Origin of the sequence: Halogeometricum sp. S1BR25-6 (assembly GCF_031624495.1) — an archaeon.
Lineage (GTDB): Archaea > Halobacteriota > Halobacteria > Halobacteriales > Haloferacaceae > Halogeometricum > Halogeometricum salsisoli.
Map to the genome: position 1 here is coordinate 388728 of NZ_JAMQOP010000003.1, position 19714 is coordinate 408441.

15 protein-coding genes are annotated in these 19714 nt (G+C 66.7%); 10 read left to right on the plus strand and 5 right to left on the minus strand.

Features of this window, described 5'->3' with window-relative positions; translation table 11 throughout:
• Positions 1-16: 16 nt before the first annotated feature.
• From NDI76_RS16905 to NDI76_RS16915, 3 genes are read left to right on the plus strand one after another with little or no spacing between them, the layout of a single operon-like run.
• Complete coding sequence (locus NDI76_RS16905; protein WP_310925318.1) at positions 17-1156, plus strand: FG-GAP repeat domain-containing protein; 1140 nt, start codon at positions 17-19, stop codon at positions 1154-1156.
• 1 nt (position 1157) lies between these two features.
• Positions 1158-2036 carry an FkbM family methyltransferase gene (locus tag NDI76_RS16910; RefSeq protein ID WP_310925319.1) on the plus strand — a complete coding sequence of 293 codons (879 nt, stop codon included), beginning with the start codon at positions 1158-1160 and terminating at the stop codon, positions 2034-2036.
• The gene (locus NDI76_RS16915; protein ID WP_310925320.1) at positions 2037-2912 is read left to right on the plus strand and encodes a polysaccharide deacetylase family protein; all 876 of its coding nucleotides are present in this window, start codon (positions 2037-2039) and stop codon (positions 2910-2912) included. It abuts the gene before it with no gap.
• A gap of 12 nt (positions 2913-2924) precedes the next feature.
• Here the strand turns inward: NDI76_RS16915 and NDI76_RS16920 are convergent, their stop codons facing one another.
• Together NDI76_RS16920 and NDI76_RS16925 are read right to left on the minus strand one after the other, a co-directional pair.
• Entirely contained in the window at positions 2925-3935 is a 1011-nt protein-coding gene (locus NDI76_RS16920) for a glycosyltransferase family 2 protein (RefSeq protein WP_310925321.1), read from the minus strand.
• Positions 3936-3940: 5 nt separating this feature from the next.
• A complete protein-coding gene (locus NDI76_RS16925) occupies positions 3941-4183 on the minus strand; it encodes a hypothetical protein (RefSeq protein WP_310925322.1) in 243 nt (80 codons plus the stop codon).
• Between the two features lie 443 nt (positions 4184-4626).
• On the opposite strand from NDI76_RS16925, the gene NDI76_RS16930 reads away from it, so the two are divergent.
• The 4 genes from NDI76_RS16930 (at position 4627) to NDI76_RS16945 (ending at position 12956) form a co-directional block, all read left to right on the plus strand.
• Positions 4627-6522: a hypothetical protein gene (locus NDI76_RS16930; RefSeq protein WP_310925323.1), complete on the plus strand. Its 1896-nt coding sequence runs from the start codon at positions 4627-4629 to the stop codon at positions 6520-6522.
• 332 nt (positions 6523-6854) lie between these two features.
• The gene (locus NDI76_RS16935) at positions 6855-8450 is read left to right on the plus strand and encodes an alkaline phosphatase family protein (protein WP_310925324.1); all 1596 of its coding nucleotides are present in this window, start codon (positions 6855-6857) and stop codon (positions 8448-8450) included.
• A gap of 21 nt (positions 8451-8471) precedes the next feature.
• Positions 8472-10082, plus strand: a complete 1611-nt coding sequence (locus tag NDI76_RS16940; protein ID WP_310925325.1) for a hypothetical protein — start codon at positions 8472-8474, stop codon at positions 10080-10082.
• A gap of 273 nt (positions 10083-10355) precedes the next feature.
• On the plus strand, positions 10356-12956 hold the full coding sequence (locus NDI76_RS16945; protein ID WP_310925326.1) for a hypothetical protein: 2601 nt from the start codon (positions 10356-10358) through the stop codon (positions 12954-12956).
• A gap of 50 nt (positions 12957-13006) precedes the next feature.
• Here NDI76_RS16945 and NDI76_RS16950 read toward each other — a convergent pair whose 3' ends face one another.
• Positions 13007-14005 (minus strand): glycosyltransferase family 2 protein, encoded by a 999-nt coding sequence (locus NDI76_RS16950; protein ID WP_310925327.1) that lies wholly within the window; start codon positions 14003-14005, stop codon positions 13007-13009.
• 189 nt (positions 14006-14194) lie between these two features.
• On the opposite strand from NDI76_RS16950, the gene NDI76_RS16955 reads away from it, so the two are divergent.
• The 3 genes from NDI76_RS16955 to NDI76_RS16965 all read left to right on the plus strand — a co-directional run bounded on the left by NDI76_RS16955 (position 14195) and on the right by NDI76_RS16965 (position 17916).
• Complete coding sequence (locus NDI76_RS16955; RefSeq protein WP_310925328.1) at positions 14195-15709, plus strand: lipopolysaccharide biosynthesis protein; 1515 nt, start codon at positions 14195-14197, stop codon at positions 15707-15709.
• Positions 15710-15807: 98 nt separating this feature from the next.
• Positions 15808-17205: a sulfatase gene (locus NDI76_RS16960; protein WP_310925329.1), complete on the plus strand. Its 1398-nt coding sequence runs from the start codon at positions 15808-15810 to the stop codon at positions 17203-17205.
• 69 nt (positions 17206-17274) lie between these two features.
• A complete protein-coding gene (locus NDI76_RS16965) occupies positions 17275-17916 on the plus strand; it encodes an HAD family hydrolase (RefSeq protein ID WP_310925330.1) in 642 nt (213 codons plus the stop codon).
• A gap of 102 nt (positions 17917-18018) precedes the next feature.
• On the opposite strand, the gene NDI76_RS16970 is transcribed toward NDI76_RS16965, so the two are convergent.
• Both NDI76_RS16970 and NDI76_RS16975 read right to left on the minus strand, forming a co-directional pair.
• Positions 18019-19044 carry a glycosyltransferase family 2 protein gene (locus NDI76_RS16970; RefSeq protein WP_310925331.1) on the minus strand — a complete coding sequence of 342 codons (1026 nt, stop codon included), beginning with the start codon at positions 19042-19044 and terminating at the stop codon, positions 18019-18021.
• A 424-nt stretch (positions 19045-19468) separates the two neighbouring features.
• On the minus strand, positions 19469-19618 hold the full coding sequence (locus tag NDI76_RS16975; protein ID WP_310925332.1) for a hypothetical protein: 150 nt from the start codon (positions 19616-19618) through the stop codon (positions 19469-19471).
• Between the last annotated feature and the right edge of the window lie 96 nt (positions 19619-19714).

Genomic DNA, 19714 nt, shown 5'->3' on the forward strand with positions numbered 1-19714 from the left:
GGGGCTCACGGGACGTATGAAGCTTCAGCATCGCCGCCTCGACGACGCTCCTCCGTCCGGACAGATGAGTTTCTGTCTCACGACGGACCTGACGGGCAACGGTCGCCCGGACGTGCTCATCGGGGCGTTCGGCGGCGAGTACCCCGTCACGATTCCGATACTCGACAAGGAGATAGAGATGCGTCTCCTGCCGGGGTCCCGCGAGGCCATCCACCGCCGCGAGTGGAACGTCTTCTGGTACGAGAACCCCGGATGGGAGCGGCACGACGTGGCCCGCGCCCCGGACCTCTCCGTCGGCGGTGCACTCGGCGACATCACCGGCAACGGGTCGATGGACCTCGTCTCCGGACAGAACATCCGGAAGCACGACCTCTACTGGTTCGAACAGCCCGACGACCCAAGAGACGAGTGGACGCGCCGACTCATCACCGACGACTTCGAGAAGTTCCACGACATCGTCGTCGCGGACGTCGACGGCGACGGCGAAAACGAGGTCGTCTGCACCTCACAGCGGAGCGAACTCGTATTCTACTACGACGTCCCCGAGGACCCGCGGCGCGAACCGTGGCCGGTGGAGAACCGCCACATCGTCTACGAGGGCCTCAACGTCGAGGGCCTGCACGTGGGCGACGTCGACGGCGACGGCGCGCCCGAAATCGTCGCCGGCGCGAACGTGTTCCACCGGGAGGACGACGGGACGTGGACCCGCGAGCAGATAGCCGAGGGCTGGGACTGGACCCGACTCGTCGTCGACGACATCGACGGCGACGGCGACGACGAGATAATCATCACGGAGGGTGACCTCCCCTATCAGGAGGACAGACCGGCCCGCCTCGGCGTGTTCGACCCGCCGAACTGGGACCTCACCGTCGTCCACGACGACCTCTCGAACCCCCACAGCCTGCAGGTCGCCGACCTGAACGGCGACGGACACAAGGATATCTACGTGGCCGAGATGCGCTTGGAGGAGGGGCACACCCCCCGGCAGTTCGTCTTCTGGAATCAGGGCGACGGCACGTTCGAGGAGGAAGTCGTCGTCGAGGACGTCGCGACGCACGAGGCGAAACTCGTCGACTTGGACGGCGACGGAAACCTCGACATCGTCGGGAAGTCCTACACCGAAGAGCACGTCGACGCCTGGTTCAACGTGAGCTGAGATGTCGCTCAGAAACGAGGTCCGGGCGCGCGTCCGCGGCGGCGTCGACGCTGCTCGTCGCGTCGCCGTCGACCGAGTCGCGGGGACGTCGCTGGCTGACGCCGCCCGGCGCAGCGGTCTCACCGACGCGCTCACCGACGCGACGAACCGCGCGGCCGCCGTCGTCCTCCCGGACGAAGTCGTGTTTCGCGTCGGCGAGAGGGAGACGCGGTTCAAAGTCTCCACGCGGTTCGAGTACGAGGGGTTCGCCAAGTACCGCACGGACCCCGACCGGACCGTGCTAAAGCGGTTCGTGCGGACGCTCGAAGGAAACGGCGGGGACAACGAGGAGGACGTGTTCTGGGACGTCGGCGCGCACGTCGGCGTCTACAGCGTTCTCGCGGCGGAACGCCTCCCACCGGAGCGCGTCGTCGCCATCGAACCGCACCCTGAGAACGTCGAGCGACTCCGGGAGAACCTCGAACGGAACGGCCGGGACGCGACCGTCCGCCGCCTCGCCCTCGACGACGAGTGCGGCCGGGCCGAACTCGGCGTGAGCAGCCCCGACGGAACGGGTGCGTTCGGCGTCCTCAACCGGACCTCCGCGCAGCGGAGCGTGGCGGTGCAGACCGACCGCGGGGACTCGCTCGTCGCCGACGGCGTTCCTGCGCCGACGGTGCTGAAAGTCGACGTACAGGGCGCCGAACTCGACGTGCTCCGCGGCCTTCGACACGCGCTGCTCGGCTGCCGCACCGTCTACGTCAACGTCTACGAAAAGCACTTCAGCCGCGGCGACGAGGGCGAGGAGATACGCGACGTGCTCGAATCGGCGGGTCTGACCGTCGAGCGACTCGTCGAGTGGGACGGCGGGCACTTCCTCGCCGCCGTCAGGGAGCCGTAAGTGGTCGAGCGGACGCTCGCGCGGCGCGCCGCCCGCGCGGGGTTCGACGCCCTCGAACGCCTCGACGCCGCGACCGGGTTCTCGCGGCTCTACCCCGACGAGTCGAACGCTATTCTCGCCTACCACGCCGTCGGCCGACCGGCGGGCTACGGCAACGTCTCCGTCGAGCGGTTCCGCCGCGACGTGGCGCACGTGACGAAGCACTTCGAGGCCGTCGACCTGCCGGCCGTGCTCGAATCGAGCGGCGGCAAGCGCGTGGCGTTCACGTTCGACGACGCCCTCGACGACTTCTACGAGCACGCCCTCCCTGTCCTCCGCGAGTACCGCGTTCCGGCGACGCTGTTCGTCCCGGTTGACTTCGTCGGCGGCGGTCCCGACGGCTACGCCTATCGGTTCTCCGAGTCGCCCGCCGAACGCGCGTCGTTCAACGACCCGGCGGCGTTCGCCGACGAGTCGTTCCCCGACCCGGCCGTGATGTCGTGGGACCGCCTGCGCGAGGTCGCTGCCGACCCTCTTGTCACCGTCGGGACACACACTCGAACGCACGTGGACCTCGGCCGGGTCCGCGACGCGGAGACGCTGGACCGGGAGATAGTCGGCGCGCGCGACGAACTCGAAGCCCGACTCGGCGTCGACGTCGACCGCTTCTGCTACCCGTTCGGGCGGTACACCGAGGAGGCGGTCGAGGTCGTTCGTGGGTCCCACGCGATGGCCGTCACCTCCCGTCCGGGCGTCGTCGGCGGTACGGGAAGAACGAGAACGGAGACGGAGGTGGACCGGTATCGCCTCCCGCGCGTCCGCGCACATGAGGATGAACGGCGGGTGCGATGGGACCTCTCCGGACTCCGCTGGCGGCTCACCGAGTACCTCGGGTGAGAGCGGCCCGACTCAGAGTCGAGAGCGGAGGGTCCGGAGCGCCCTGTTCAGTCCGAGCGCCGCGCTGCCGAGGCGGGTGACGGCGTCCAGCGCGAGATGGGTGAATCGCTCCGCGGGCGACTGCTCGAACGCCCCGTCGTCGGGCGGCGAGTACGCGCCCGCGAACTCGAACAACTCCGGCCGACGCGCCGCGAGCCGCTTGCGATGACGGCGACTGACGACGCGCTTTTCGAGGTACCCGAGGAGACTCGTCGCGTAGTCGTGGGAGACGACCGGCTCCGGCCGGTAGACGATGCGCTCGCGGTCGTAGCCGGCGCGGACGAGACGGTAGGTCAGGTCGATACCCTCGTGGCCCGCCCGTCCGCCGAGTTCCTCGTCGAAGCCCGACACCGACCGGTAGGCGTCGCGGTCGACGGAGGTGTTACCCTCGATGTTCAACAGGAAGGGGCGCGGGCGGTCGCCGAGGTCGTACCAGCGCTGGAGGCTGTTGTAGAACGTCCGCGACTTGGGGACGATGCGCCCGCGGACGGCGACGACGTCTGCGTCGGTATACGCCCGCCGGTGCGCCGCGACGAAATCCGGGGCGGGTACGGCGTCGTCGTCGAGAAACAGGAGGAGGTCGGCGTCGCCGAGGCGGGCCCCGAGGTTCCGGGCGAACGTCACCCCGTAGTTGCGGCGGAGTTTCGCGTACGCTGCGCCGCCGCGGACCTCTCGAAGTCGGGCGCCGAGGTCCCACTCGACCCCGTTGTCGACGACGACGAGTTCGAAGTCGTCGTCCGTCTGCGAGCGGAGGGCCGAGAGCACCGACTCGAACGCGTCGCGGTCGGTTCGGTAGGTGACGACAACCAGCGAGACGGACGGATCGACGGCTCGGGATCCGTCGAATCCCGTCCGGACGGCGGTGCGATACGGGTCGTCGAGGTCGGCGAAGCGGTCGGCCGTCGGCGTGCCGCCCGCCGTGCGTCCGCCGTCGGCCCTTCCGTCGTCGGTATCGACGGGGGGTTCGGCTCGCTCGGGTCGCACGTTGGCTACTCGTCCGTCGGCTCCCCCGAGTCGGCGAACTCCGAGGCCGCCGGGAGGGTTGCCACGTCGGTGTTCACGCCGCGGTACTCCGCACCGGAGACCGAGCGGTCGAACGACTCCACGTCCGGGTACTCCCGAAACGTGAGCACGCGGCCCTCTTCGGTCATGAACACCACTTCCGTCGTCCCGTCGGGGTGGCTGTACTCCTCTCCCTTCTGCGGCGGTCGGCCGCGGTCGCGTCCGTCCATGGACGCCACTTCGCCCGTCCGACATTTCAACGTCCGGAAGACGGCGACCGGGTCCGCTCGTCGCGAGACCCCGCGCCGCGTGGTCGTACTCCGGGTCCCCGCGTTCGCACATACTGTGCGCGACGGGCGGGAGCAGTATGATTATATACAACGAAACGACACAACGTTCTTGCGTGCACCGGGTCAACCGGCGGACAGTGAGTCAGCCACGGACACCGTCGGCGCGAGTCGGGCCTCCGGCGCTCTCGGAGGGCGTCGAAGCCGAACGTTCGAGGCGGCGTCGGGAGCCATCTCGACCGTCTCGGCCGTGCCGGCGCGTTACACTGCTAATAACCAAAGTCGCGTCGGCCATCCCGGCGAGTGTGATGCTCAGCCGTAGTACGGTCCTCGGAGGGTTCGATGACTGCGCGGCGCGTCGGCCGACGGCGGAGGGCTGACCAGTCGTGTCGCCCCCGCTGCGTCAACGCTCCACCTCGTCCTTCCCCAAGTGGGCGAGAGTCCTCCTTCTCGTCGGATTTCTCGCTGTCGCCGGCGCCGTCCTCGCGGCGCGGTCGAACCCGGCCACCGGCTACGAGGTGTCGATATACCGAGCGACGCCGGTCGCGTTCTGGGTCGGCGTGCTCGCGGCGGCGACCATCGGCGTCGTCGTCGCCCTCTACGCCGGGCGCTGGGGTCGGATCACCGGCGTCGGCCTCGCCGGGTTCGCCACGATGTCGTTCGCGGCGCTCCCCTTCTTCCGCGGCTACTACTACTACGGAACGGGCGACGCGTTGACGCACCTCGGGTGGGCCAAGCAGATGCTCGGTCCCGACTTCGGCTTCTTCGATATCATCTACCCCGGGGGACACTCCCTCGCGCTGTTTCTCTCGCAGACGATGGGCGTCCCCGTCCGCTGGGGGATGATGTACGCGATGCTGACGGTGTCGCTGGTGACGCTGGTGTTCGTCCCGCTCGCCGTCTGGGTCGTCCTCCCGGAACCGAGGGCCGTCGTCATCGCGGCGTTCTCCGCGATGCTGATGATGCCCATCAACAATATCAGCACGCACCCGCACTTTCACGCCTACACGCTGACGACGCTGTACTTCCCGTTCGTTCTCTACTTGCTGTTCAAACACCTCACCCGGTCGGCCGAGGACGCGTCGCTGCCGGAGTGGCTCTCGGCGGCCAGCCTCGTCCTGCCCGTCGCGGTGACGGCGAACGTGTTCTTCCACCCGCAGGTGGCGGTGAACGTGCTCGTCTTCATGGGAACCGTTCTCGCCGTCGGCCTCATGTGGCGCCGTCACGTCCGCGTCTCCCACCCGGCGGCGACGGACGGCGGCGGCCAACACCATCGGCTTCTTGCGGGACAGGTGCTGTTCCTCTTCGCCCTCCTCGTCGCGTGGGCCGCCCAGTACAGACACACCTACATCTACGCGCGCAACATCCTGGCGTCGGCCATGGAGTTCCTCCAGACCGGGAGCGGCGCCGGACAGGCCGTCGGCCGCAGCGGCGGGTCGGCCCAGTCCATCGGCGTCAGTCTGACCGAACTGTTCGCGAAGCTGTTTCTCGTCAACACCGCCTACATCGTCCTCGCGGGGGGTCTCGTGGCCGCGATAGCGTACGGGGTGATACGCGAGCGCTACGCCGACAGCAACGCCGCCGTGACGTACATCGGCGCGTCGGCGCTGACACTCGGCCCCCTCTTCGCCGCGACGTTCGTCGGCGACGTCTCGGAGTACTTCTTCCGTCACCTCGGCTTCGCGATGATACTCGTCGCCGTCGTCGGCTCTATCGCGCTGTATCACCTCTCGGAGCGCCTCGACGGCACCCTCGGCGAGAAGGCGAAACCCGTTCTCGTCGTCGTCGTCGTGGTGACGATGTGTCTCTCGCTGGTGACGTTCTTCCCGTCGCCGTACATGTACCACCCGACGTCGCACAGCACAGAACAGCAGTTCGTCGGTTACGACGCGACGCTCGAACACCGCGCCGAGGGGGCCGCGATAGCCGGTATCCGTCACGGGCCGGGGCGGTTCACCGACGCGCTGAACGACCCCTACGACCTCGACCTGCAGTGGAGTCTGAGCGGACCGGTCGCCAGCAGCGTCGAGAACGTTACTCACTATCGGGGGTCGAGTTCGGAACGACCGTTCTACTATCTCGTCGTGTCGGAAGTGGCGAGAGACAGGGAGGTGCTCGGGTTCAAGGAACTCCGGTACACCAGCGAGGACTTCGAGCGCATCGAGCAGGGGGCGAACCCGCGGCTCTCCCTCGTACAGACGAACGGCGAGTTCGCGACCTACTACGTCAATCAGCGCGGGTACAGTCTCGAACCCACCGAGACGACCGAGGAGACGGTCTGACAGTTCGACGGTCGGGGCGGCGGCGCCGCTCAGCGTCGTCGTGAGATGCGGGAGAACGGAAGCAGAAACGCAAACGCAAACGACGGGGACCAACTGCCCTGTCGCGTCAGAGGCGACGCCGGACAGGGCAATCTGAGGTAGCGGCGCAGCCCGTAAGCTATCCGTGGCTGTATATTCAGGACCTACCGGGAAGCCGAAGGAGAAAAACGCATCTCGGAGAGCCGTCGCCGCGGGATGCACTCGGGGGCGGCGAGCGCCGAAAGTGCCCTACGTCGCCGCCTCGCGGGGAATACCCCCCATAACTAAGCGGGATTCGTGTCGAGATACTCACAGTGAACGATACGCACGACGAATCGCGCCGGGCGTTCGTCCTCGGCCTCGACGGCGTCCCGTGGGGACTCCTCGACGGGTTGGTGGACGACGGCGCGTTGCCGAACTTCGAGCGGTTGCGAGCGGAAGGCGCGTCCGGTCCGCTCCGGAGTACGACCCCCGCGAACACGCCCGTCGCGTGGCCCTCCATCGCGACCGGCACGTGGCCCGACAAGCACGGGCTGTACGAGTTCATGAAGCTCGACTCCTCGTACAAACAGGTCCCCTACTCGAGCGCGGACGTGCGCCAACCGCCGCTGTGGGAACTGGTCTCCCCCTCCATCGCCGGGAACGTTCCGATGACGTATCCGACGAGCGACCCCGGCCCGGACGGCGGCATCGTCAGCGGGATGATGACCCCGGAACTCGACGATGACGCCGTCAGTCCCGACTCGCTCCGCGACCGGTTCGAGGCGCGCGTGCCGGACTACGAGATAGACATCACGTGGGCCGACTACGCGGGTCGCGAGGAGGAGTTCCTCGCGGACCTCGACGAGGTGATGCGGACGCGGCAGGAACTGATGGAACTGCTGATGGAAAACGAAGCGTGGCGGCTGTTCTTCTTCGTCTACGTCGCCCCCGACCGACTCCAACACCTCGTCTGGGACGACGACACGCTCCGCGAGCACTACGAGAAACTCGACGACATCCTCGGAGACGTGATGGCGTACTGCGAGGAACGCGACGCCACCCTCTACGTCGTCTCCGACCACGGGTTCGCACCCATCGAGAAGATCATCAGCGTCAATCGAATCCTCGCGGACGCCGGACTGCTGACCGCCAAGGACGCCGACGGGACGCGCGGGGCCCTCTCGCAGATCGGTCTGGACAAAGACCGCGTGATGGGGTCGCTCAAACGGATGGGTATCACGGACGACAAACTCGTCCAGACGCTCCCGAAGTCTATCGTCGACTTCTTCGGCGAACGCATCCCCGGGAGCCACGGACTGTACGACGTGGACTTCGAGCAGACAGACGCGTTCCTGCACGGTCTCGGCAGCGTCTACATCAACGATACGCGGCGCTTCGAACAGGGGACTGTCCCGCCGGGCGCCGTGGAGCGAACGAAGGAGGAAGTCGTCCGCGTCCTCGAGGCCGCGACCGACCCGGAGACGGGCGATTCCCTCCTGACAGTCAACGACGGCGACGACCTGTTCCCGAACGACCCGGACGCACCGGACATCGTCGTGGAGGCGAAGGACGGATACCACGTCAAGCCCAAACTGGGAGCAAAGTCAGTCGAACCCGCAGAGGGAATCGCCGCCTACCATCGGCCGGAGGGTATCTTCTTCGCATGGGGTGACGACGTGCGCGCCGGAACGCGCGTCGAGGACGCCGCCGTCGTCGACGTCGCGCCGACGGTGCTTCACTCGCTGGGCCGAGAGGTGCCCGCCGCCGCGGACGGCAGCGTCCTCTCGGACGTCTTCGCTCCGGGGTCGGACCCGGCGACGACCGCCGTCGAAACCGCGCGGTACGCAGAACGCGACGGGGCGGCGGCGAGCGAGACGGACACCGAGACCGTCGAAGACCGGTTGCGCGGCCTCGGCTACATGGAGTGAGAACCGAACGGAGACGCAAAAATGACACACGACGAACGAGACGGCCGTCGATCGTACTCTCGCCGGCGCCTCCTCGGCGCCCTCGGTAGCGTCAGCGTCGCCTCGCTCGCCGGATGCGGCGGGACCGAGATATCGTCTTCGACGCCCGAGACGGTCGACGAACCCGACCCGACCACCGGCACGCCGCCCGCCGGGGGCGGGTCGGGGCGGACGCGACGGGGAATCACGTTCGACCGGGTGGTGAACGCCGTCGACGACCTCGGGTGGGACCCGAACGGCGAGGCGGCGATAGACGAGTCGTTGGACGAAGACCTGCAGAGCGGAACGCTCATCGAGGTGCCGCCCGGCAACTACCTCGTTCGGCGGCGCCACGACGTCGAGTCGCTCTCCCGGTGGGGTATCGTCGGTACCGGCGCGAGTCGGAGAGGTGTACAGTTCACGCTCCCGGCCGGGCGGTCGTTCCGGTGGCTCATGGCCCACGGCGGACACGACATCCTCATCGAGAACTTCACGATGCAGCAGGGACGGAAGTTCGACCGCTCCATCGGGATGGCGTTCGTCATCGACCGCAACCTCCAGGTGTACAACGTGGAGAAGGCGGGGTCGAACCCGCGACAGGACTCGAAGTCCGGCGCGGCGAACGGTCTCATCGTCGACGTGACGGACCCCGACGGCGTCGCCGTGGTCGACACGTTCGTCCGAAAGGGTCCGCAGGACTTCGCGCACTACCCGGGGAACGCGATAACCGTGTTCACGGGACGGCCCCATCTCGGGACGGTGTACTACCGCAACCTCCACATCGAGAACGGCGGCGAACACGGGATGTACGCCTCGAAGTGTCCCGGAAACGTCCGCGTCGAAGGGGGACTGTTCAAGAACAACTACGGCGACGGGGTCCGAATCGCCGGCGAAGGTTCCTACGTGAAGGGCGCGACGGTCGTCATCGACGAGAACGACCGCACGCCGGGCAATCGCGGCACGTGGTACGGCGCGCGCGGCATCCACTTCCAGTCCGGCGAGTACGGCTACACGGGCGGGTTGGTCGAGGACTGCACCGTCATCGCCCGCACCTCACCCGGAACGGAGGCGCTGTTGATGATGGAACACAGTCAGGGCGCTGCGACGGTCCGAAACTGCCGATTCTACAACGACACCCCCTACCGAACCATCCTGGTCGACAGACCGGCGACGAACCACACGCGGCCGGCGAAGCCCTGGGACATGACGTTCGAGAACATCGAGATATCCGGCAGCGCGCGGAACACCGCCGCGTTCGTGATGGCCGGTCGATCGGGGTCGCGGCTCTCGAACGTGCGCATCGATCTTCCGGGCGAGAACGTCGACGGTATCGTCCTCGAAGACTGCGCGGGAACGCTCATCACCGGCGCGAACGTGCTCACCGGCGGCTACCCGCTCCGCGTTTCGGGCGCCGCCGGCGGAAAGGGGAACTGCCTCGCGACGCTGGAGGACCTCGAACGCCTCGAGTCGTCGTTGCTCGACGACGTCGACGCGCGACGCCTCGCGAGCATCCTATCAGGTGCGACGTGCATCGACGGCGAAACGGCGAACGCGTTCGGCGTCGTCCGGGCCGCGGACGGTCATCTCTACGGAAACGTACTCGAAGGCGAGTGAGTCCAAATCCGGAGACGGACGTCGCCGTGAAACGCCGGGGTTGGAGGTGTTAATACCTTATTAACTCCTCATTTCGCGTAGTCTGCGGTCACTGCAAGTGGACGCCAGAGGCGGTTTGAATCCGTTTTAGCCGGGGACAGACCACGTATAACAGCCTACTGTAGTAAATAGAAGACTTCTTGAATGTCACTTCTCTAGTAATATTTTTCCACCGCGTAGAGACCGAAATAATCGATGCATTTATCTTCTTAATCTGACTCTAAGAGAGTGTCCATGGCAGAACGACCGGCTGAATCTCGAAACAAGACAGGTACTGCGACCGACCGAACGGATGGAGGGAGACTACTCGGGCGACGCGACGCACTGCGACTCGGCGCGGCCACCGCCGCCGTCGTGGCCGGCGCCGGTGCGGCGTCAACGTCCGCCGCGGCGGGCATCGAACGCGAGGGCGTCACGTTCGACCGCGTGGTGAACGCCGTCGACGATCTCGGGATGGACTCGAGCGGCGGCGAACGAATCGACGAGAAACTCGGCGCCGCCCTCGGCGACTCGGGGACGCTCGTCGAGTTCCCCGCGGGTGAGTACAAGATAACCCAACGGGTCCGTCTGGAGAACCGAACGGGCATCGTCGGCACCGCCGCCGACCGCTCGAAGGTTCGGTTCGTCCCGTCGAGCGGAAAAAGCTTCCAGTGGGTCAACTTCAACAACGCCGCAGGCGTCGTCCTGAAGGACTTCACCATCGACCGACTGGAGGAGTACGACACGTCGGTCGGGATGGGCGGTAACATCAAACGCGACTTCCACCTCAGCAACGTCGAGTACGACGGCTGGACGCCCTCGGGTCCACAGATGTTCGCCGCGAACGTCACCGACCCCGAGGGCGTCGCCGTCGTCGACGGCCTGTACAGAAAAGGCCCCACGCAGTTCCAGCGCTACCCCAAGAGTTCGCTCGACATCTGGTCGGGTCGGGGCCATCAGGGGACGCTCTACCTCCGAAACGTCGAGATACACAACGGGTCGGAGTCGGGCATCTACACCGGGAAGGGTGACGGGAACTACATCATCGAGGACGGCTACTTCAAGAACGTCGTCCACACGGCGATTCGGACCGCCGGGCGCGACTCGGCCATCCGCCGCTGCACCGTCGTGATGGACACCGACGACTGGGACCCCCGGAACGAGAAGGTCGAATCGACGTACAACGACGGAGAGAACGTCCAACTCAACCGCGCCATCTGGGCGCAGACGGCCGACCGGCGCTTCTCCGGGCCGGTCATCGAGGACTGCGACGTCATCATCCGGAACACCGAGCAGGCGCTCGCCGGCATCTACATCAACTCCGATACGGGCGGCGCGGTCATCAAGAACACGCGCGTCCGCGTGGACGACGGCCGGGCCATCCCCATCTACGCGAAGAACCCCACCGACGAGGCGGGCGAACCGCTGGCGATGGAACTGGAGAACGTGAGCGTCACCGGCGAGTCGTGGGACAAAGCCGCGATGTACTTCGAGGGGCGACCGAACTCGGTCATCCGCAACTGCTGTATCTCCTCGCCGAACAACAACGACGGCATCCTCCTCAACGACTGCGACGGTTCCGTCGTGGAGAACACGAACGTCAGCGTCGGCGGCCGCTCGACGACGTTCAAGAACGGCAGCGTCACCACCTCGGGCATCACCTCGGGCGAAAGCTGCCCGCTGCCGTCGCTCCCCGATTCGACGCCGAGCGGGTCCGAAGGGTCCGACGGCGACGGTGCAGAGGGTTCGGACGGAGCCTCGGATTTCGACCTCCCGTACCGCTTCCGCGTCGAGAGCACCGGCGGTGGCAAGACGGAGTTCACGCTGACGACCAGCGGTCGGATGCTGCCCGCCGCGGACGCGGAGGGCGTCGTCGAGAACAACACCGTCGCCGACAGCGTCGGCCCCGAGTCGGGCGTCGACAGCTATCTCTACGAAGGCTACGTCACGGACTTTTCCGCGTCTGGTGCCGAGTACGCGAACTACTACATCGAGACGGCTGACGGCTCGCGCTCAACGCGGGTGACGCCGGACCTGCTCTCGGCGAACACGCTCGTCGTCAAGAGCACCGGCGGCGGCAAGACGCGGTACGTCGTCGGCGTCGACGGCGAAATCGTCCGCGGCGGCGCCGGCCTCGAAGACACCACCGGGACCCAGACGGCCGCTGGCGTCGTCGGACCGACCGACGGGATGGACGTGTTCTACTACACCGGCAGTATCACCAACCTTTCGGTAGAAGGCGGCGAGTACGCGACGGTGAAGGTCAACGGCACGGAAATCGACGCCGCGAAGTACGAGTACGGTACGGACGAGGAGGCGCCGACGGACCCCGCGACGGACCTCCCGAACACGCTCACCGTGAAGGGCGTCGGAAGCAGCGCGACGTACGCGGTCACGGTCTCGGAAGAGATAGCCGTCTCCCCCGAGGAGACCGACGACCTCTCCGTCGCCACGAAGAGCGCGGAGGGCGCCGTCACCGCCCAGGAAGACCGGTACGTCTACGCCGGCGAGATAACCGACTTCCAGTTGGCCGGCGACGCGACGGTGCTGGTCAACGGCACGGAAACCGACCCCGCCGACCTTGGCGACAACGACGACCTCCCGAACACGCTCGTCATCGACGGGGAGCGCACGGCCGCGCCCGGGACGTACAAGGTCTACGTCACGGGAGCAATCGAGGCCGCCCCCGACCTGAGCGTCGCGAGCGGGGAGGACTCGTTCGACTCGCTCGAAGATAAGGTGATGGACGGCGCCATCGTCGGCGTCGTCGGGTCCGGCAAGGACGGCTACCGCTTCTCCGGCAGCGTCACCCGGATGGAGATAAACGGCGACGCGGTCGTGAACTTCGGTCGATAAGCGGAGGGGCCGGCGCGTCGCCGCCCGATGACGCTGTTTTGCGCGGCGACTCAGACGTTCGTCTCCGAGCCGAGCGACCGGAACTCGCGTCGGCCGCGAAGCCGTTCCCCGAGCCGTTTCAGCCGCCGAGCCGCCTCAGCCGTGCGTTCGCCGCCGAGGGAGACCGCGAGAAGCGGGTACGACGACGTCTGCGTCGGGTCGTATCGGACGCTCCGAAGCAGGAGGCGGACGGCGTCGTTGTGGTAGCCGTTCTCCAGCGCCGAGTGCGCGAGCGACCGGGACTGCGCCGCGACGAGAGCGTTCTCGTGTCGCTTCCCGTATCTTCGTGCGAGCGGGCGGTGCTTCTCCAAGAACAGCGGGTACGACACGTCGCGCTTCCGCTCGTAATCGTCGCTGATCTTCCCGTGGGAGTCGACGCGGCGGACGACGAGCGGTTCTTCGACGGCCTCGAAGGCGCACACCTCCGAGAGGCGGAGGTACCACTCACGGTCCTGCCAACTCGGGAAACGAGTGTCGAGAGGACCGGCCTCCTCGACGGCCGACCGACGGACCATCACCGAGGAGAACGGACAGAGCGGAGCGCCGCGGAAGAGGTCGCGGGTGACCCACCCGCGCGTCTCGGGAACGCGGTAGTTCGTCGTCTCGCCGTCGGTCGTGACGTACTCCTGTCCGGCGTAGACGAACCCGACGTCGTCGCCGGCCGACTCGAACGCGTCGACCCGCCGTTCGACCGCTTCGGCCCGCCAGTAGTCGTCGTCGTCGAGGAAGGCGACGAACTCCCCGCTGGCGGCCTCGATACCGGTGTTCCGGGCCGCGCACGCGCCACGATTGACGTCGTGCCGGAGGACGCGGACGTCGTGGAGGGCACCCGTCTCGGCCGCGTCGACGACGGGCCGGATGGGGTCGGGCGAGCAGTCGTCGACGACGAGGAGTTCGACCGGAGCGTACGTCTGGTCGGCGACGCTCTCGACCGCGGCGTCGAGGTACTCGGGGCGGCCGTAGGCGGGGAGGACCACGGAGACCAGCGGCTGGTCCGAACGGGGACTCATCGAACCGCAGTTCGACCGGGACGGTCTTTGTTCGACGCTCACTAATCGCTCGAAATCGGGCGACGACCGCCGACGAACGGGTTTGCGAACGGTAGACAATGGCCAGCATTACCAGCGCCATAACGATAGGCCCGGATGCCTCGCTTCTACAAAGAGAATGCAATCTCGTATGCGCGCGGAGGGTCGGCGGTGAGCCGACTCCGCGAACTTCTCAGCCGTCTTATCCCGTCCGGCGGAACCACCGAACGCGTGGTCAAGGGCGCCATCTGGGCGATGGGACAGAACGCCTTCGGTCGGGCCCTGCAGTTGGCGATGCTCGTCGTTCTGGCGCGTCTCATCGGACCGAAACAGATCGGACTGGTCGGTGTCGCGCTCCTCGCGCTGAGCGGCGTCCAGAAGTTCACTGACGTGGGGCTGAACGCCGCGCTGGTTCAGGACGAAAACGAGAACGTCGACGAGCACCTGAATACAGTGTGGATACTGGAGATGGCGCGCGGTCTGCTCATCTTCTCGGTGCTGTACGCGGCCGCGCCGTTCATCGCCAATATCCTCAGCGACGACCTGATCGGGGAGACGACGACGCTCATCCGCGTCATCGGGCTCTCGCCGCTGTTGCTCGGGTTCCGCAACCCCGGGATGGTGTACTTCCAGAAGAACCTCGATTTCCATAAACAGTTCGTCTACCGGGTCGGCGGCGATATCGCGACGGTGGTCGTCGCCATCGGGTGGGCCTTGGTCGAACCAACGGCGATGTCGCTCGCCGCCGGGTACGTGGCCGCGGACGTGATCCGACTCGGCGGCTCGTACCTCCTGCACGAGTACCGGCCGAACCTCAGCTTCAGCCGCGAGTCCGCGGGCAAACTCATCAACTACGGTAAGTGGATAACCGGCTCCTCCATCCTGTATTTCCTCTACAGCGAGGGCGACGACGCCTTCGTCAGCGCCTTTCTCGGCACCGCGCCGCTGGCGTTCTACCAGTACGCGTACCGCTTCTCGAACGCGCCGGCGACCGAACTGACGAGCGTCATCTCCAGCGTCATGTTCCCCGCGTTCTCGAAGCTCCAGAACGACACCGCGCAACTGCGGGACGCGTTCAAGAAGACGCTCCGGGTGAACGCCTTCATCTCCGCGCCCGTGGCCTTCGGCATCGCCGTCGTCGCTCCCGACTTCGTGTTGGTGTTCCTCGGCGAGGAGTGGACGGAGATGATCCTCCCGATGCAGATTCTCGCCGGCTACGGCTTCCTGCGCGCGCTCGGTCAGACGTTCGGTCCCATCTGGAAGGCGACGGGTCGGCCGGACATCTTAGCGAAACTCGGCGGCCTCCGCGTCCTCCTCATCGCTATCACCATCTACCCGGTGACGGTGATGTGGGGCTACGGCATCGCCGGCACCGCCGCCGTCGTCACCGTCATCTACATCTTCCCGATGATGCCCATCGACATCTACCTCGCCTCGTCGATGCTGGACATCAGCCCGTTCGAGACGGTGCGCGAGATGGGCTATCCGGTCGTCGCGAGCACCGTCATGGCCGGCGTCGTCTGGTACGTCGACGCGGCCCTGCAACTCCCCTCGATAGCCGAACTCGTCATCAACATCGTCGTCGGCGCGTTGGTCTACGTGGCGATGGTCGCCCTCATCGAGCGGTGGTCCCACTGGGGGATCAGCAGCAACATCCGGGGCATCGTCGCGAGCGCCCGCCGCTGAGACGCGGCGTTTCGAGAACGGACGACGGCGAGCCTCCGGACCGAAATCGGCGTTAGCCGCTGACGAATTAATACGCTGGAGTCGCACGTACACGTCAAATGTCACGCGACATCGTCTGGGTCACCCTCGAGAGCGTCCGTCAGGACCACACCCCTCTCGGCGGGTACCACCGCGATACGGCGCCCTTCCTGCGGTCGCTCGCGGACCGCGCCGACGGCGCGGCGTTCTCGAACTGCTTCTCTCACGACGTCTGGACGCGGGCGTCCACCGCGTCGATTCTCACCGGATTGGCCTCCTCGGCGCACCGGACCTGGTCGCAGGAGGCGCGCCTGTCCCGCGACGTACCCACCATCCCCGAGGCGCTCCAGCGGGCGGGCTACCGGACGGTCTGCGTCTCGCCGAACCCGCAGGTGAGCGAGGCGACGGGCCTCGCACGCGGGTTCGACCGGTTCCAGTACCTCGGCAAGTCGACGCTAATCGAGGAGGCGGGCGTCCCGACCGTGCTGCGGTATCTCACGAAGCTGAACGCCCACTCGGCGGGGTACACCACCGACACCGCGAAACACTCCATCGGCTACCTGAGCGACGCCATCGCACGGCGGCGCATCCGCGAGGCGGCCCGCGACGACGAGGATCTGTTTCTCTACGTCCACCTCGGGGACAGCCACCACCCCTACTATCCGCCGAAGCCGTACCAGGACCTGTACGCCGACGGGTTCGAGATGTCCGTCGAGGAGGCGCTGGCGTTCGCCATGGAGATGTCCGACGACCTGCACGGCTACATCGCCCGCGGCGCGCCGTTCTCCGAGGACGAGTGGGACGCCCTGCACGCGATGTACGACGCGAGCATCCGCTACGTCGACGAGACGCTCCGGCGTATCGTCGAGTGCGCCGAGGCGGAGTTGGACGACCCCATCGTCGTCGTCACCTCCGATCACGGCGAACTGTTCGGCGAGAAGGGGATGCTCGCGCACATGGTCGTCGCCGACGACGCCGTCTCGCACGTTCCCCTCGTTGTCGCCGGCGTCGACGGTCTGTCGGGGCGCCACGACGGACTCGTCCAGCACGCCGACGCGATGAAAACAGTGCTCGCCGAGGCGGGCGTGGACGCCGAGGTGCCGGTCGGTATCGACCTGCGGGAGGAGAGCCGCGAGTTCGCCGTCACGCAACGGGGCGGCGAGCGCCACGCGCACAAGATGGACATCATCGGAGCGCGCGACGACTCCTTCGACCCCTCGCGCTACCACGCCGGCGACCTGACCAGCCTCCGAACCGAGCGCTACCGCTACCAGCGCAGCGACGACGGCGAGGAACTGTTCGCGCTTCCCGACGAGGTGACCGACGTCGCCGCCGAACGCCCCGATGCGCGGGCGGAACTGGCCGAACAGTACGAGGCGTGGACGAGCGCCTACGGTCGCCCGCGGTCCGAACGGGAAGAGCGCGCCGAGTTCGACGAGTCGATGACCGCCCACCTCGAAGACCTCGGGTACCTCTGAACCGACGATGGATAGGAACCGACGACAGCGGCGGAAACTGTTTTTCCGGTACGGACCATCGGTGGAACGATGACGACGAGCGTCTACTTCGACCTGGACGGCACTCTCGTGAGCTACGCGCTCCCCTTCGCGGCGTGGTTCGACCAGTCCGTCCCGACGGAGACGACGACGGAGATGACGGACGCGTTCTCCGACGCCCTCGACGCCGCCCTCGACGCGTACGCTTCCGACCCGTACGAACGCGCCTTCGAGGCCGTCTGCGAAGAGTACGACTTGATCGGTCGTCCGGAGGTGCTGGCGGCGGCGTTCGTACGCACCGAGGTGACCTCCGCCCGCGTCGCCCCGGAGGTGCGGAACCTCCTCGACATCCTGTCGCGGCGCCACGACATCGGCGTGCTCACGAACGGGAACGAGACGGTGCAGCGGCGCAAGCTACAGGTGCTCGGTCTCGACAAGTGGGTCGACGAACTCGTTGTCTCGAGCGAGGTGGGAGCGCGGAAACCGCAGGCGGAGATGTTCGTGACGGCGAGAGAGCGGCTACCCGCCGATACGTTCGTCCTGGTCGGCGACGATTACGAAGAGGATATCGTTCCCGCCCGCGAGCACGGGTTCGAGACGGTGTACGTCGGGTCCGAAACCCGGCCGGACGCGACGGTCGCCGCCGAGAACACGACGGCGCTGGCGACGCTCTTACTCGCGCTGTTGGACTGACATCGGAACGTCGAAAGGAGAAACAGCGGGGACAGAACGGGCAAAAGAGTCTCGCCGAACGAAAGGGGATCGAAACGGTTCGAATCGAACGGTTCAGGTCGGTCAGTCGTCGTACTCGGAGACGTCCCTCTCGAAACCCAACTCCAGCGGCGCGTTGGCCCGCCGGTCGAAGAACATCCCCACCGCGAACGCGAGAGCGCTGAGGAGGAACCCGCCCAGCGACCGGAGAACGGACCCGTCGTCCCGTCGGCGCAGCGCGCGGGAGACACCTCGGAGGGTCGCCGCGACGCCGAGGAACATTCCAAGCATCCCCGCCACGTACGCGACCACCGCGGGTTGGTAGGACTGCTCGTCCGACCGGTGATAGAGGCGGCGGAGGAAGTTCTGGAACAGCAGCCCCGACAGACTCGGGACGAACCGTCGGTAGACGATGCCGCTCTGCTCGTCGCCGTACACCGCCCGGTGCGGGACGTTCACGACGCGCGCGTCGTTGAGGTTCAGCGTCGTGAGCATGTCGTTGAGGAAGCCGTACTGGTCGTACACCTCCTCTAAGGGGATGCGTTCGAGCATCTCGGCGGTGACGGCGGTGTAGCCGTTCTGCGAGTCGATGGTCTTCCAGTAGCCGCTGGAGAGGTTGGTGAGGTGCGTGAGCAGTTTGTTGCCGAACAACCGCCACGTGCTCATCTCGCCGACGTTCTCCCGACGGCTGATTCGGTCCCCTTTGGCGTAGTCCGCGCGCCCCTCGGCCAACGGGTCGAGGAAGTGCGGGAGCACCGCGGGGTCCATCTGCGCGTCGCCGTTCATGACGGCGACGATGTCGGCGTCGTCCTCCATCGCGCGGTAGTAGCCGGTCTTGATACCCGCGCCGACGCCGCTGTTGCGCCCGTGCCGGATGGGGACGACGCGCGACCCCTCCCGGTAGCCGCCGTCGGCGGCGATGGGATCGCACGACGACTCGTTCAGGCGCCCCGCGGTCGCCTGAATCTCGTCCCACGTGCCGTCGGTGGACCCGTCGTCGACGGCGTAGATTCGGTCGACGTAGGAGGGAACGCTCTCGATGGTCCGCCCCACGAACCCCTCCTCGTTGTAGGCTGGTACGACGACTGCGATCTGTTTTCCTTTGTACATAGTTCTCGGTGGCCGTCCCCGTGGTGGCGCTCCGACCGAACTCCGAACGCCGCACGGGTGGAGGGTCGACGCCGCCGCTTCGGCCTTCGGTTACAAATCGGGGCGAGAGAGACTTTGTTATGCCCTAGTTTTTGTCGATACGATCCCGTTACGTCGTTCGGAACGCCGCCGGAGTGGCGGGAGTCGGCCTCCCCTCGGGCGGTCGTCGGACGAACGTCGACTTCGAACCCGCTCGTTCTGCCGCCTATTGGTCCTCCACGCAGATTTTCAGAAGCGCAGACGAATCCGCGTGCTGGAATCGGGACCTGTATCTCGAATATCATCCGGCAATCGTCTCCGTTACTCCGGCTTTCGCCCCGAGTTATGCGGTTAGTAACCGACAGCGCTCCGCTGGACGTGGTATCCGAACGACGAGGCTCACTCCTCAGGAGAGGCGTCGCAGGACGAAGACGACGACACCGAGTGCGAGTAACCCGATTCCCCAGTAGACCGATGGGTAGGGGAGGTATGCCAGCAGAAGCGTCACGATGCCGGATGTGATGAGCGACCAACCGACGGTGGTCTGATACGACACGGAGTACGCAACGCGGAGTTCGGTGGTAAACATGACGGCCGAGCGAACGGAGTTCGGGAGGCCGAATCGGCGGACTGCGGCGGTGTCGCTCCGGCG

Bases quoted from the DNA above. Each gene is read 5' to 3' on its own strand.
- NDI76_RS16950 (WP_310925327.1), bottom strand. From the start codon at position 14,005: ATGAGTCCCCGTTCGGACCAGCCGCTGGTCTCCGTGGTCCTCCCCGCC.
- NDI76_RS16940 (WP_310925325.1), top strand. From the start codon at position 8,472: ATGACACACGACGAACGAGACGGCCGTCGATCGTACTCTCGCCGGCGC.
- NDI76_RS16970 (WP_310925331.1), bottom strand. From the start codon at position 19,044: ATGTACAAAGGAAAACAGATCGCAGTCGTCGTACCAGCCTACAACGAG.
- NDI76_RS16965 (WP_310925330.1), top strand. From the start codon at position 17,275: ATGACGACGAGCGTCTACTTCGACCTGGACGGCACTCTCGTGAGCTAC.
- NDI76_RS16960 (WP_310925329.1), top strand. From the start codon at position 15,808: ATGTCACGCGACATCGTCTGGGTCACCCTCGAGAGCGTCCGTCAGGAC.
- NDI76_RS16945 (WP_310925326.1), top strand. From the start codon at position 10,356: ATGGCAGAACGACCGGCTGAATCTCGAAACAAGACAGGTACTGCGACC.
- NDI76_RS16925 (WP_310925322.1), bottom strand. From the start codon at position 4,183: ATGGACGGACGCGACCGCGGCCGACCGCCGCAGAAGGGAGAGGAGTAC.
- NDI76_RS16905 (WP_310925318.1), top strand. From the start codon at position 17: ATGAAGCTTCAGCATCGCCGCCTCGACGACGCTCCTCCGTCCGGACAG.
- NDI76_RS16910 (WP_310925319.1), top strand. From the start codon at position 1,158: ATGTCGCTCAGAAACGAGGTCCGGGCGCGCGTCCGCGGCGGCGTCGAC.